This window comes from Acinetobacter stercoris, assembly GCF_900323515.1.
Taxonomy (GTDB): domain Bacteria; phylum Pseudomonadota; class Gammaproteobacteria; order Pseudomonadales; family Moraxellaceae; genus Acinetobacter; species Acinetobacter stercoris.
Genome location: NZ_OOGT01000112.1, coordinates 1 through 12,325 on the forward strand (window position 1 = coordinate 1; position 12,325 = coordinate 12,325).

A 12,325-nucleotide genomic window follows, 5' to 3' on the forward strand; every position below is an offset into this window, starting at 1 on the left:
TTAATAAGCAACTTTATAAAGCTGCTTATTAATAAATGGTTTTTATCAATTTTCTAAAACTTTTTCTAACAGTTCTTCACTTGGTGCAAAGTAATATGCGCCATCCAAAGGGGTTACAAAGTGTAGTAAACGGTCATGAATACCATCACCGCTTGTACCAAACATGCGATGTAACATGCGGTCAATGCGGGTTAAATCTTTAGTATAGGCAATAAAGAACAAACCTTGATCACCTTGACCATCTCCATAGGGCAATGAGTGACGCAAGATTTCTAACTCTTCACCTTCATCATCTTCAATTACTGCACGAGCAATATGTGAGTTTTCAGGTTTAACATCATCTTCAAGTTCAATGCTTTCAAGTTTGGTACGCCCAATGACGTTTTCCTGTGCATCAACTTTTAGACGTTTCCATTTATCAAGCTGATGTGCATAACGTTGAGCAAAAACAAAAGAACCATCTGCAAAGATTCCCGTATTTTCTCCAAGTAGCGCTGTTTCTGCTCGATCATCTGGAAATTGAGGGTTTTCTGTACCATCTATAAAACCAGTTAAATCACGTCCATCCAGATACCTGAAACAAACACGTTCATCCAGGACTTCAACTTGATCTTGGATACCGTCAAAGAAGCACTGACTCAAGGCAAAACAAATATCCGTTCTTGCACTTGCGATATGAATAATAAGATCTGCGGGGGCAACAGGCATATCAAAAGAACCTTGAATTGGCTCTAGTTGTTTAAAGCCCTCTGGTGACTTGTCATAAAGTTTTGACCAAAGCTCAGGCCCAAAAGCAACAGCGGTTTTAATTTCGGCTTCAGGATGTTGAGTGATTAGACGGTCTCGAGTTGTAAATAAATGATCCAGTTGCTTTTTTAACCCCGCTATAGTGAGATCTTTTAAACGTAAAACAATAAAGCGCGCATGATTTGATGGTAAAGGTAAAATTACCGATTGGGCTGTCATTTATAAATGGCTCCTCTATATTTTTATCTGTATCTGAGTCCATTGTGCATGATGCATTAAATACTGGATAGTGTTTAAGTTATACTTTTTTGCGATTAAATTAGTTATTGGTAATTTTTATATTCAGCTTATAATATTTTTTCGCTTTTTATTGCTATTTTACTTATGTCTTACCATCTTTGGTTTGGTTTTTTTGTTGCTTGTTGGGTGATTAGTATTTCTCCTGGCGCAGGAGCAATTGCATCCATGTCGAGTGGCCTAAATTATGGATTTAGGCATGGTTATTGGAACGTTATTGGCTTACAACTCGCACTTATAGTCCAGATTGCAATTGTTGCTGCTGGTGTAGGAGTGCTGTTTGCAACGACACCCTGGGCTTTTATGCTGGTAAAATGGTTCGGTGTCCTTTATTTATTATATTTGGCATATTTACAATGGACAGCCCCAGTCCAATCTATTGAAATCAAGGCTGAGAAACATCCTAAAACAGCCCCAATGCTGATTTTGCATGGTTTTCTTATCAATATGAGTAATCCAAAGGCGATAGTCTTTTTGCTGGCAGTACTTCCGCAGTTTTTAGATTTATCTAAACCACAATGGATCCAATATGTTGTTATGGCGATGACTATGGTACTTATAGACTTGATTGTGATGGCAGGGTATACAGGTCTCGCTGCAAAAGTTTTACGTCTTCTTACTTCACCAAAACAACAGAAATATATGAATCGTACCTTCGCAATTTTATTTAGTTGTGCTGCTGGTCTGTTGAGTATGGTGCATCAGTAGCAGGCGTGGTTATATTTTACTTAAATTATCGAATATTCATCTAGCCTGATGAGAAGCTAGATGAGAAATCGTATTTGCCAAGTTTATTTAGAGGTGCCTTTAGGCAAAACATTAAAATATTCATTAATAAGTTTTTCTAACTTTTTGCACACCAAAAATCACAGCGAAAATAATCGACATACATAAGACGATGCTTAAACCTGTTGATATATTTAAACCAGCACTTGACCATAAACCAACCGTAACTCCGATTTGGGCAATGATAAATGCCCAGACCACCATTTGTTTAGGAGAATGTGCCAGTAGACGGGCAGTTAATGCAGGAATGACCAATAGGGCTCCCATAAGTAGTGAACCTACCGCCCGAAGGGCTAAAACGGTAAATAATGCAAGAAGGAGCATAAATACTAGACGTTGCCATTTTGCATTTACACCTTCACTGACAGCTATATCTGGATCTATGGCGATTTGAATTTGTGCCTGCCAGTATTTATATAGAACAGCCAAGGCAAAAATAATAACACTTGCAAATACTGGTAAGTCAGACCAGTCAATCGTCAGAAGGTCACCAAATAAGTAACTTAAAAGTTCAGGTCTTAAACTTGGTAAATGTTGTATTAAAAGTAAACCTGAGCAAAGGAGCGTGGCGGAGCTTAGAGCAAGCAGTGCGTCATTTGGAAGCCTTGGATCATGTAATACCCAAAGTATGGCAACTAATAATAAGGCTAAAAATGTTACGCCAACCCAAAGAGGAAGGCTTAACGCTCCAGCGATTGCAACACCAAGCAAAGTACCATGAGCCATTGTGTCCGCAAAGAAAGACATTCGTCGCCAAAGCATTAAACAACCAAGTGGTGCAGTTAAAAAGACCAGCAGCGTTCCCATAATCCATGCAGGTAATAAGAGTTGTAACCATTCCATCATGGTTTAAGCTTCCGGTTCTGGGTGAATGTGTGGACGTGAATCATGCTGGCAGGTTGTGGCAGTATCACCATGAGCACAGTGGTCATGATGGTGTTGATATAGAACACGTTGGTTTCCAAATAACGCCTGATATGCAGGATCTTGTTGAACACGTTCAGGCAATCCACTACAGCAAATATGTTTGTTTAAACAAACAACACGTTCAGTGCCTTGCATAACCCATTGCAAATCATGAGATACCATTAAAATGGAACAACCATAACGTTCAGGTAAACTACGTACATAATCATAAAGCTCAGCTTCAGACTGAATGTCTAAGCCTTGCATGGGTTCATCAAGCACCAATAGATCAGGTTGGCGTAACAGGGCGCGTGCCAATAATACTCGTTGTCGTTCACCACCAGATAATTGTTGAACTTTAGAATTTTCAAGCTTGGCAATACCTGTATCTTTTATAATTTCAGCTTTAATCTGGGCATTACATTTTTCCAGATCAAGTAAATCTTTTACGCGTAAAGGTAAACTATGAGATGGGTTGAACTTTTGGGGAACATAAGCCAGCTTAAGTGGTTTATTTGAGATTACTTTGCCCGAGTTAGGTTTAACAATGCCGAGTAACACTTTAATCAATGTTGATTTTCCAGCTCCATTGGGTCCGATCAAGGTAATGATTTCTTTTTCGTGAATAGAGAAGTCAACATCTTTAAGGATATCCCGTTCATCAATACGAACATGGATATGCTGGAGTTCGATTAAAGTCGGTTTTATGCTTGTTTCGAGCACTGCTGACATATTCCTGAAATCTCGATAATACTGTGATGAGCATTAAACTTATCTGAAGCAGCAAGCTCATCAAGTTGTTGCATTAATCCCTGAGCAGATGCTTCTTTAACAGTATGACATTCTGTACAAATTAAAAATGCAGCTTGATGACCTTCACGGGGATGGCAACAAGGGATATAGGCATTAATCGAGGTCAAACGGTGAATTAAGCCTTTTTCCAATAAAAAATCTAATGTGCGATAAACTGTTGGTGGTGCAGCAGGACGATCAGAAGCACTTTTAATCTTTGCAAGAAGGTCATATGCACCCATTGGGCTAGATGCATTCAAAATCAATTCCAGGACTTCTTTGCGTAAAGGCGTTAAACGAGCACCAGAGGCTGCACACATTTGTTCCGCTTCTGTTAGGCGAGCTTTAACATTCTGGTGATCATGCACGCCATGAAGAGTATTGTGATGTTCGTGAGAACATAAGCTCATAACAGACCTCTATGATTTCGCAATCAGGAAAGAATCGATCATATTAACATGAAGAGAAGACTTCTTACGAATAGCATAGGCATTTTTTAACTTTTGTTATATTATAACATTATTCGCCACAATGGTTGCTATTTATCATGTCCCGTTTATATATATTCTGTATTTCTGTCTTAGTGACAACTTTAGGTTGGGCACAAGCACCCTTTGTTGTCTCAGTACACCCGATTTATTTGATTGCCAAAGAAATTACACAAGGTGTGGAACAGCCAGAATTACTCTTAAGTAATCAGTCAGGGCATGATGTGCAACTTACTCCTCAGCATAGACGTGTGATTCAAAATGCATCTTTAATACTCTGGTTGGGCAAAGAACATGAAGCACCTTTAGAAAAAGTATTGAATGGTAACCAAAAAGCAATTTCAATTTTGGACTCAGGATTGGTACAAACTTTACCACTTCGCAATACTCGGGGAGTCATGCTTAAAGATACGGTAGATACACATGTGTGGTTAGATCCTAATAATGCAGTGCGCATCGGATTTTTTATTGCGGCATTAAGATCACAACAGCATCCTGAGCATAAAACAATATATTGGAAAAATGCTCAGGCATTTGCAAAAGAAATGTTCGTTGTTTCCCAGAGTTATAATGGTCAAGGAGCGGCACGACCATATTGGTCATTTCATGATGCCTATCAATATTTAGAACGTTCAATGAATTTGAAGTTTTCAGGGGCTTTAACTGATGATCCACATGTTGCCCCTACTGTTGCTCAAATAAAATATTTAAATGATACACGTCCTTACAAAAAAATGTGCTTACTGGCAGAGGTTCATGCGAGTTCAAATCAATACCAAAAACTGAACCCAATTTCATTTCAGTCAGTGGATGAAAGCATGACTGTAGATCAAGATTTTGTGTCTGGATGGAAAAAATTAGCCGCAGAAACACAACGATGTGTTCTTAATGCACGAAAATGATGCAAAAATAGGCTACAATCGTTCATAACAAAAGCAACGCAAACCTTGAAAAAAACACGACTAAGGTCGGGAAAAGATTGCATGTTCAGGGGTGTAACTCTATAATGCCTGCGATTAAAAACGATCATCAGCTAAACTTGTCAAGCATTTGTGCTGTGAGTGGATAGAAAATGAGCCGAACTAGTCGCTTGATTGACCGACGATTAGCAAAAGCTTTGGTCTACTTGCAAGCAATAATGATACCTGTTTCAGCCTTGATAGCGTGGGTCCTGAAAGACTCAACTGCGGCCTTGAGTGCAGCACTTGGTGCATTCGTCTGCTGGCTGGCGAGTTGTTATTTTTCTTGGCAATCGTTTCGAGCTGCAGGCGCACGAGCCTCCAAACAGGTTCTTACGAACATGTATCGTGGTATGTGGGGCAAGATGGCGATTGTGATTGTTGGCTTCATTTTAATTTTAAGCAATGTGAAACCGTTGTCACCGGTAGCGTTGTTTTTTGGTTTTATTCTTGTTCAAAGCATGTCGTGGGTAGCTCCTTTTTGGGTTTCTCGACTACAGAAACAGGACTAAATCCTTTAGAAATTGAAAAGTTTTTGAGAGAGGCGAGATATCAAGCAGCACGCGATATTCGCTAAACTCTTTTTAGTAATTGACATTGACCAGGTGTGATTTATGGCTGCTGAAGAACATGCCCTTACTTCGACTGAGTACATTCAGCATCACTTGACCAATATGACCTATGGCAAAATGCCAGATGGGACATGGAAATTGGCTGAGAGTGCAAAAGAAGCTCAAGAGATGGGGTTCACTGCAATTCACTTGGATTCAATGGGTTGGTCTATCGGACTTGGCTTGATTTTCTGTTTGTTGTTCTGGTGTGTTGCGAAAGCTGCAAATGCAGGTGTTCCAACTAAATTCCAGGCAGTAATCGAAATGATTATCGAGTTTGTTGACTCAAGTGTCCGTGACACATTTCATGGCAAATCACGTTTGATTGCGCCACTTGCACTGACTATTTTCGTGTGGATTTTCCTCATGAACTTTATGGACTTGATCCCTGTTGACTGGATTCCTTACGCAGTTCAACAAATCGGTGCAAATGTATTTGGCATGGATCCTCACCACGTTTACCACAAAGCAGTTCCAACTACAGATCCAAACGTAACTTTAGGTATGTCTTTATCTGTATTTGTTCTTATCCTGTTCTATAGCATCCGAGAAAAGGGTGTTGGTGGTTTCATTGGTGAGTTAGCTTTAAACCCATTTAACCCAAGTAACAAAATTGCAAAAGCGTTATTGATTCCAGTTAACCTTATTTTGGAATTAGTAACTTTCCTTGCACGTCCAATTTCATTGGCACTCCGACTATTCGGTAACATGTATGCGGGTGAGTTGATCTTCATCTTGATCGCATTATTGCCGTTCTGGATCCAGTGGGCTTTGTCTGTGCCTTGGGCTATCTTCCACATTCTTGTTATTACGTTGCAAGCATTTATCTTTATGATGCTTACTATCGTATACTTGAGCATGGCAAGCGAAAAACATTAATGGTAATGCCTAACTATCAAACGATGGTTAGGCTTAGAACTTTTTATTTTAATTGGTATAAAACCTAACCTCTGAGGAATTATCATGGAACTAGGTCTTGGTCTTGTTGCGATTGCAGCTGCTATTTTAATCGCTTTTGGTGCTTTAGGTACTGCAATTGGTTTTGGTCTTTTGGGTGGTCGCTTTCTTGAAGCTGTTGCTCGTCAACCAGAATTGGCTCCACAACTTCAAACTCGTATGTTCTTAATTGCGGGTCTTCTTGATGCTGTGCCTATGATCGGCGTTGGTATTGGTTTGTTCTTCATCTTCGCAAATCCATTTGTAGGTTAATCAGCTTAATTCCTAAATTAAACCATTGAGGAATTTGCAATGAATATCAACCTCACATTGATTGGCCAAGCGATTGCATTTGCGATTTTTGTCGCATTCTGCATGAAGTTTGTATGGCCACCACTAATCAATGCGATTAGTGAGCGTCAGCGTCGTATCGCTGATGGCTTAAATGCTGCTGAAAAAGCGAAAGCTGATCTTGCGGATGCGCAGGCTCAAGTTAAGCAAGAAATCGATGCAGCAAAAGCACAAGCGGCTCAATTGATCGAACAAGCGAACCGTCGCGCGGCACAATTGGTAGAAGAAGCTCGTACTCAAGCATCAGCTGAAGGTGAGCGTATTCGTCAACAAGCGAAAGAAACTGTTGATCAAGAAATCAATTCTGCTCGTGAAGAATTACGTCAACAAGTTGCTGCTCTTGCAGTTGCTGGTGCTGAGAAAATTCTCGACCAACAAGTTGACGCAGAAGCTCATAATGCCATGCTTAATCAGCTGGCTGCTAAACTATAAGCGAGGCGAAATATGGCTGAACTCTTGACGTTGGCACGCCCGTACGCTAAAGCAGCATTTGGCTATGCTTCAGAACAAGGTGCAACTGACTCTTGGTCTCAAGCATTACAATTGCTTAGTGCAGCTGTGCAAGATGAAGCATTTTCCGCTTATTTAAATCGCCCTGAGCTAACTCCTGCTGAGCAGGTGGATCTTTTCTCTAAAATTTTAGGGGATGAGCAAACTCAAGCAGTGTCTAACTTTTTGACATTACTTGCGGATAACGATCGTTTATCTTTGCTTCCTGAAATTGCTGAAGAATATGAACAGCTCAAATCACAAAATAACAATACTGTTGATGTTGTGATTGAATCTGCATTTCCTTTGACTGCAGAGCAAGAACAAACATTGGCTAAAGCACTCGAAAAACGCTTTAACAGTGCAGTGAATATCACAGTTGAAGTAAACAAAGCTTTAATTGCTGGTGTTGTTATTCGTGCAGGCGACCAAGTGATAGATGATTCTGCGCTTAACAAGCTTGAAAAAATGCGGACACGTCTTCTTGCGTAATTATTAACAATAAATTACTGCATGTAAGAAGACTGAACTTTAAAAAGATTGAGGTATAGCGCAATGCAACAACTGAATCCATCCGAGATCAGTGCGCTCATTAAACAGCGTATCGGCGATCTGGACACCAGCGCGACCGCTAAAAACGAAGGTACCATTGTTATGGTATCCGACGGTATCGTGCGCATTCACGGTCTTGCTGACGCAATGTACGGTGAAATGATCGAATTCGACGGCGGCTTATTTGGTATGGCACTGAACCTAGAACAGGATTCAGTGGGTGCCGTTGTTTTAGGTAACTACTTAAGCCTTCAGGAAGGTCAAAAAGCTCGTTGCACAGGTCGTGTATTAGAAGTTCCGGTTGGTCCAGAACTTTTAGGCCGTGTAGTAGATGCTTTGGGTAACCCGATTGATGGTAAAGGCCCTATTGATGCAAAACTTACTGATGCTGTTGAAAAAGTAGCACCAGGTGTAATTTGGCGTCAATCAGTAGACCAACCTGTACAAACTGGTTATAAATCAGTAGATACAATGATTCCTGTTGGTCGTGGTCAGCGTGAGTTGATTATCGGTGACCGTCAAACTGGTAAAACAGCTATGGCGATCGATGCAATCATCGCGCAAAAGAATTCTGGCATTAAATGTGTATACGTAGCAGTTGGTCAAAAACAATCAACAATCGCAAACGTAGTACGTAAGTTAGAAGAAACTGGTGCAATGGCGTATACAACTGTTGTAGCAGCGGCAGCAGCTGATCCTGCAGCAATGCAGTACCTGGCTCCATATGCTGGCTGTACAATGGGTGAATACTTCCGTGACCGTGGTGAAGATGCGTTAATCATTTATGATGACTTATCTAAACAAGCGGTTGCTTACCGTCAAATTTCATTGCTTTTACGTCGTCCACCAGGTCGTGAAGCTTATCCTGGTGACGTATTCTATCTTCATTCACGTCTACTTGAGCGTGCTTCTCGTGTATCTGCTGATTATGTTGAGAAATTCACTAATGGTGAAGTTAAAGGTCAAACTGGTTCTTTAACTGCTTTACCAATTATTGAAACTCAAGCAGGTGACGTATCTGCATTCGTACCAACAAACGTAATTTCGATTACTGACGGTCAGATCTTCTTAGAAACATCATTATTCAATGCGGGTATTCGTCCTGCTGTGAACGCTGGTATTTCTGTATCACGTGTTGGTGGTTCTGCTCAAACCAAGATCATCAAAAAATTGTCAGGTGGTATCCGTACCGCTCTTGCACAATACCGTGAATTGGCAGCGTTTGCTCAGTTTGCTTCTGATCTTGATGAAGCAACTCGTAAACAACTTGAACACGGTCAACGTGTAACTGAGTTGATGAAGCAAAAACAATATGCTCCATATTCAATTGCTGACCAAGCTGTTTCTGTCTACGCTTCAAACGAAGGCTATATGGCTGACGTTCCTGTAAATAAAATCGTAGATTTTGATGCTGCACTGATTTCGTTCTTCCGTTCTGAACATGCTGCATTAATGAAACAAATCGATGAAACTGGTGATTATAACAAAGACATCGAAGCTGCAATCAAAGCAGGTATTGAGAGCTTCAAAGCGACTCAAACTTACTAATCTTTTTTATTAAAGACTTAGTTGGTTTGGTTCACGGATCAACCTTCGGAGGCTCGAAAGGGCTTTCGAATACTAGGTTAAGCGTATATGGCAAATTTAAAAGAAATTCGCGCCAAGGTAGCTAGTATCAAAAGCACGCAAAAAATTACGCGTGCGATGCAGATGGTAGCTGCTTCTAAAATGCGTCGTGCGCAAGAGCGTATGGCTGCAGGCCGTCCGTATGCCGAAAATATGCACCGTGTAATTGCTCATTTGGTACAAGCGAACCCTGAATACAAACACCGCTATATGATTGATCGTCCAGTGAAACGTGTGGGTTATATCATCGTTTCTTCTGATCGTGGTCTTGCTGGTGGTTTGAACATTAACTTGTTCAAAAAAGTTATTCAGCATGTTCAAAAGCAACAAGAGCAATCAATTGAAGTTCAATTTGCTTTAATTGGTCAAAAAGCGGTTTCGTTTTTTAAAAACTACGGCGGTAAAGTGCTTGGAGCAACGACTCAGCTTGGTGATACACCAGGTTTAGAGCAGTTGTCAGGTTCTGTACAGGTTATGCTTGATGCATTCGATAAAGGCGAACTAGATCGCATTTATTTAGTATCGAATGGTTTTGTCAATGCGATGACTCAACAACCTAAAGTAGAACAACTGGTTCCTTTAGCTCCGGCAAAAGAAGGCGAAAGCCTCAATCGTCAATTCGGTTGGGACTATATCTATGAACCTGAAGCTGAAGAGCTTTTAAATGGTTTATTGGTTCGCTATATCGAGTCTGTGGTATATCAAGGCGTGATTGAAAATATCGCGTGTGAGCAGTCTGCACGTATGGTTGCGATGAAAGCAGCTACGGATAACGCAGGTCAGCTTATCAAAGACCTACAACTCATTTACAACAAGCTGCGTCAAGCCGCGATTACTCAGGAAATTTCCGAGATCGTTGGTGGTGCCGCTGCCGTTTAACACTATTAATTTGAATTGAGGAGACAGCAATGAGTAGCGGTCGTATCATTCAGATCATCGGCGCGGTTATCGACGTCGAGTTTGAACGCACTAGCGTTCCAAAGATCTATGACGCTCTCCATGTTGAAGGTACTGAAACTACTTTAGAAGTTCAGCAACAGCTTGGTGATGGTGTTGTACGTACTATTGCCATGGGTTCTACTGAAGGTCTTAAACGTGGTCTTTCTGTAAGCAACACTGGTTCGCCTATTTCTGTACCTGTTGGTACTGCGACTCTTGGTCGTATCATGGACGTTTTGGGTCGTCCGCAAGATGAAGCCGGTCCTGTTGAGACAGCTGAACGTTGGGCGATTCACCGTCAGGCACCTTCTTATGCAGAACAAGCAGGTTCTACTGACCTTTTAGAAACTGGTATCAAAGTAATTGACTTGCTTTGCCCGTTTGCGAAAGGTGGTAAAGTTGGTTTGTTCGGTGGTGCTGGTGTCGGTAAAACCGTAAACATGATGGAGTTGATCAACAACATTGCTAAAGCGCATTCAGGTTTATCTGTATTCGCTGGTGTTGGTGAGCGTACTCGTGAAGGTAACGACTTCTATCACGAGATGAAAGATTCTAACGTTCTTGACAAAGTAGCAATGGTCTACGGTCAGATGAACGAGCCACCAGGTAACCGTTTACGTGTAGCGTTGACTGGTTTGACTATGGCTGAATATTTCCGTGATGAAAAAGACGAAAACGGTAAAGGTCGTGACGTATTATTATTCGTCGACAACATCTACCGTTATACACTTGCGGGTACTGAAGTATCAGCATTGTTAGGTCGTATGCCATCTGCGGTAGGTTATCAGCCTACACTTGCAGAAGAAATGGGTGTTCTTCAAGAACGTATCACGTCAACCAAAAACGGTTCGATTACATCTATCCAAGCTGTATACGTACCTGCCGATGACTTGACTGACCCATCTCCAGCTACAACATTCGCTCACTTAGACGCAACAGTTGTATTGAGCCGTGATATCGCGTCGAGTGGTATTTACCCAGCGATCGATCCACTTGACTCTACATCTCGTCAATTAGATCCATTAGTTGTTGGTCAAGAGCACTATAGCATTGCACGTAACGTTCAAAACGTTCTTCAACGCTATAAAGAGCTTAAAGACATTATCGCAATCTTGGGTATGGATGAGTTGTCTGAAGAAGACAAACAAGTTGTTTACCGTGCGCGTAAAATCCAACGTTTCTTCTCTCAACCGTTCCACGTAGCTGAAGTATTTACTGGTGCTCCTGGTAAATATGTACCTCTTAAAGAAACAATCCGTGGCTTTAAAGGTATCTTGGCTGGTGAATACGATCACCTTCCAGAACAAGCGTTCTACATGGTTGGTGGTATTGACGAAGCGATTGCTAAAGCTGAGAAACTCTAATTTAAGGAGATCATCTCATGGCGACTATGCAATGTGATGTCGTAAGTGTTAAAGAGTCTATTTACTCTGGCGCTGTGACTATGCTTATCGCAAAAGGTGCAGGTGGTGAATTGGGTATTATGCCTGGTCATGCTCCACTTGTAACTTTGCTTCAACCAGGACCGATTCGTGTTCAGTTGGAAAATGGTACAGAAGAAATTGTCTATGTATCAGGTGGTGTTTTAGAAGTACAACCGCATGTTATTACGGTATTGGCAGATACTGCAATCCGTGCTGACAATTTGGATGAAGCTGCAATTCTTGAAGCACGTAAAAATGCAGAAGCTTTGCTTGCAAACCAAAAAAGCGAGTTGGATTCTGCTGCTGCACTTGCATCTCTTGCAGAGATTGCAGGTCAGCTCGAAACGATCCGCAAAATCAAGAACCGCGCGATGTAATCTGCAGTTTGAGATTGAAAAAGCCACCGAAAGGTGGCTTTTTTT

15 protein-coding genes are annotated in these 12,325 nt (G+C 41.1%); 11 read left to right on the forward strand and 4 right to left on the reverse strand.

The features are described from left to right. Nucleotides 1-45: 45 nt before the first annotated feature. Entirely contained in the window at nucleotides 46-966 is a 921-nt protein-coding gene (locus KPC_RS11965; RefSeq protein ID WP_121974606.1) for a Dyp-type peroxidase, read from the reverse strand. A 165-nt stretch (nucleotides 967-1,131) separates the two neighbouring features. Here KPC_RS11965 and KPC_RS11970 point away from each other — a divergent pair, with 165 nt between their 5' ends. Next, nucleotides 1,132-1,752, forward strand: coding sequence for a LysE family transporter (locus KPC_RS11970; RefSeq protein ID WP_121974607.1), 621 nt, complete (start codon nucleotides 1,132-1,134; stop codon nucleotides 1,750-1,752). A gap of 123 nt (nucleotides 1,753-1,875) precedes the next feature. Here the strand turns inward: KPC_RS11970 and znuB are convergent, their stop codons facing one another. From znuB to KPC_RS11985, 3 genes are read right to left on the reverse strand one after another with little or no spacing between them, the layout of a single operon-like run. Then, entirely contained in the window at nucleotides 1,876-2,676 is an 801-nt protein-coding gene (gene znuB, locus KPC_RS11975; RefSeq protein WP_121974608.1) for a zinc ABC transporter permease subunit ZnuB, read from the reverse strand. Nucleotides 2,677-2,679: 3 nt separating this feature from the next. Continuing rightward, a complete protein-coding gene (gene znuC, locus KPC_RS11980) occupies nucleotides 2,680-3,468 on the reverse strand; it encodes a zinc ABC transporter ATP-binding protein ZnuC (RefSeq protein ID WP_121974609.1) in 789 nt (262 codons plus the stop codon). Beyond that, complete coding sequence (locus KPC_RS11985; RefSeq protein ID WP_121974610.1) at nucleotides 3,441-3,938, reverse strand: transcriptional repressor; 498 nt, start codon at nucleotides 3,936-3,938, stop codon at nucleotides 3,441-3,443. The genes znuC and KPC_RS11985 overlap by 28 nt, the downstream gene beginning before the upstream one ends. 137 nt (nucleotides 3,939-4,075) lie before the next feature. On the opposite strand from KPC_RS11985, the gene KPC_RS11990 reads away from it, so the two are divergent. The 10 genes from KPC_RS11990 to KPC_RS12035 all read left to right on the forward strand — a co-directional run bounded on the left by KPC_RS11990 (nucleotide 4,076) and on the right by KPC_RS12035 (nucleotide 12,280). Beyond that, nucleotides 4,076-4,918 (forward strand): metal ABC transporter solute-binding protein, Zn/Mn family, encoded by an 843-nt coding sequence (locus tag KPC_RS11990; RefSeq protein ID WP_121974611.1) that lies wholly within the window; start codon nucleotides 4,076-4,078, stop codon nucleotides 4,916-4,918. A gap of 170 nt (nucleotides 4,919-5,088) precedes the next feature. Next, nucleotides 5,089-5,487 (forward strand): ATP synthase subunit I, encoded by a 399-nt coding sequence (locus KPC_RS11995; protein WP_121974612.1) that lies wholly within the window; start codon nucleotides 5,089-5,091, stop codon nucleotides 5,485-5,487. Between the two features lie 102 nt (nucleotides 5,488-5,589). After that, nucleotides 5,590-6,465, forward strand: coding sequence for a F0F1 ATP synthase subunit A (gene atpB, locus KPC_RS12000; protein ID WP_121974613.1), 876 nt, complete (start codon nucleotides 5,590-5,592; stop codon nucleotides 6,463-6,465). An 84-nt stretch (nucleotides 6,466-6,549) separates the two neighbouring features. Further along, on the forward strand, nucleotides 6,550-6,795 hold the full coding sequence (gene atpE, locus KPC_RS12005; protein ID WP_016654735.1) for a F0F1 ATP synthase subunit C: 246 nt from the start codon (nucleotides 6,550-6,552) through the stop codon (nucleotides 6,793-6,795). 39 nt (nucleotides 6,796-6,834) lie between these two features. Beyond that, complete coding sequence (locus KPC_RS12010; RefSeq protein ID WP_004858262.1) at nucleotides 6,835-7,305, forward strand: F0F1 ATP synthase subunit B; 471 nt, start codon at nucleotides 6,835-6,837, stop codon at nucleotides 7,303-7,305. Between the two features lie 12 nt (nucleotides 7,306-7,317). Further along, entirely contained in the window at nucleotides 7,318-7,854 is a 537-nt protein-coding gene (locus KPC_RS12015) for a F0F1 ATP synthase subunit delta (protein ID WP_121974614.1), read from the forward strand. 63 nt (nucleotides 7,855-7,917) lie between these two features. Then, entirely contained in the window at nucleotides 7,918-9,462 is a 1,545-nt protein-coding gene (gene atpA, locus KPC_RS12020) for a F0F1 ATP synthase subunit alpha (RefSeq protein ID WP_121974615.1), read from the forward strand. Nucleotides 9,463-9,549: 87 nt separating this feature from the next. Continuing rightward, nucleotides 9,550-10,419, forward strand: coding sequence for a F0F1 ATP synthase subunit gamma (atpG, locus tag KPC_RS12025; RefSeq protein ID WP_121974616.1), 870 nt, complete (start codon nucleotides 9,550-9,552; stop codon nucleotides 10,417-10,419). A 29-nt stretch (nucleotides 10,420-10,448) separates the two neighbouring features. Beyond that, nucleotides 10,449-11,843 carry a F0F1 ATP synthase subunit beta gene (atpD, locus tag KPC_RS12030; RefSeq protein WP_121974617.1) on the forward strand — a complete coding sequence of 465 codons (1,395 nt, stop codon included), beginning with the start codon at nucleotides 10,449-10,451 and terminating at the stop codon, nucleotides 11,841-11,843. A 17-nt stretch (nucleotides 11,844-11,860) separates the two neighbouring features. After that, nucleotides 11,861-12,280 carry a F0F1 ATP synthase subunit epsilon gene (locus KPC_RS12035; protein WP_121974618.1) on the forward strand — a complete coding sequence of 140 codons (420 nt, stop codon included), beginning with the start codon at nucleotides 11,861-11,863 and terminating at the stop codon, nucleotides 12,278-12,280. Nucleotides 12,281-12,325 lie beyond the last annotated feature (45 nt).

Bases quoted from the DNA above. Each gene is read 5' to 3' on its own strand.
- znuC (WP_121974609.1), bottom strand. From the start codon at position 3,468: ATGTCAGCAGTGCTCGAAACAAGCATAAAACCGACTTTAATCGAACTC.
- KPC_RS11970 (WP_121974607.1), top strand. From the start codon at position 1,132: ATGTCTTACCATCTTTGGTTTGGTTTTTTTGTTGCTTGTTGGGTGATT.
- KPC_RS12035 (WP_121974618.1), top strand. From the start codon at position 11,861: ATGGCGACTATGCAATGTGATGTCGTAAGTGTTAAAGAGTCTATTTAC.
- atpB (WP_121974613.1), top strand. From the start codon at position 5,590: ATGGCTGCTGAAGAACATGCCCTTACTTCGACTGAGTACATTCAGCAT.
- KPC_RS11995 (WP_121974612.1), top strand. From the start codon at position 5,089: ATGAGCCGAACTAGTCGCTTGATTGACCGACGATTAGCAAAAGCTTTG.
- znuB (WP_121974608.1), bottom strand. From the start codon at position 2,676: ATGATGGAATGGTTACAACTCTTATTACCTGCATGGATTATGGGAACG.
- atpA (WP_121974615.1), top strand. From the start codon at position 7,918: ATGCAACAACTGAATCCATCCGAGATCAGTGCGCTCATTAAACAGCGT.
- KPC_RS11965 (WP_121974606.1), bottom strand. From the start codon at position 966: ATGACAGCCCAATCGGTAATTTTACCTTTACCATCAAATCATGCGCGC.
- atpD (WP_121974617.1), top strand. From the start codon at position 10,449: ATGAGTAGCGGTCGTATCATTCAGATCATCGGCGCGGTTATCGACGTC.
- KPC_RS12015 (WP_121974614.1), top strand. From the start codon at position 7,318: ATGGCTGAACTCTTGACGTTGGCACGCCCGTACGCTAAAGCAGCATTT.
- KPC_RS12010 (WP_004858262.1), top strand. From the start codon at position 6,835: ATGAATATCAACCTCACATTGATTGGCCAAGCGATTGCATTTGCGATT.
- atpG (WP_121974616.1), top strand. From the start codon at position 9,550: ATGGCAAATTTAAAAGAAATTCGCGCCAAGGTAGCTAGTATCAAAAGC.
- KPC_RS11985 (WP_121974610.1), bottom strand. From the start codon at position 3,938: ATGAGCTTATGTTCTCACGAACATCACAATACTCTTCATGGCGTGCAT.
- KPC_RS11990 (WP_121974611.1), top strand. From the start codon at position 4,076: ATGTCCCGTTTATATATATTCTGTATTTCTGTCTTAGTGACAACTTTA.
- atpE (WP_016654735.1), top strand. From the start codon at position 6,550: ATGGAACTAGGTCTTGGTCTTGTTGCGATTGCAGCTGCTATTTTAATC.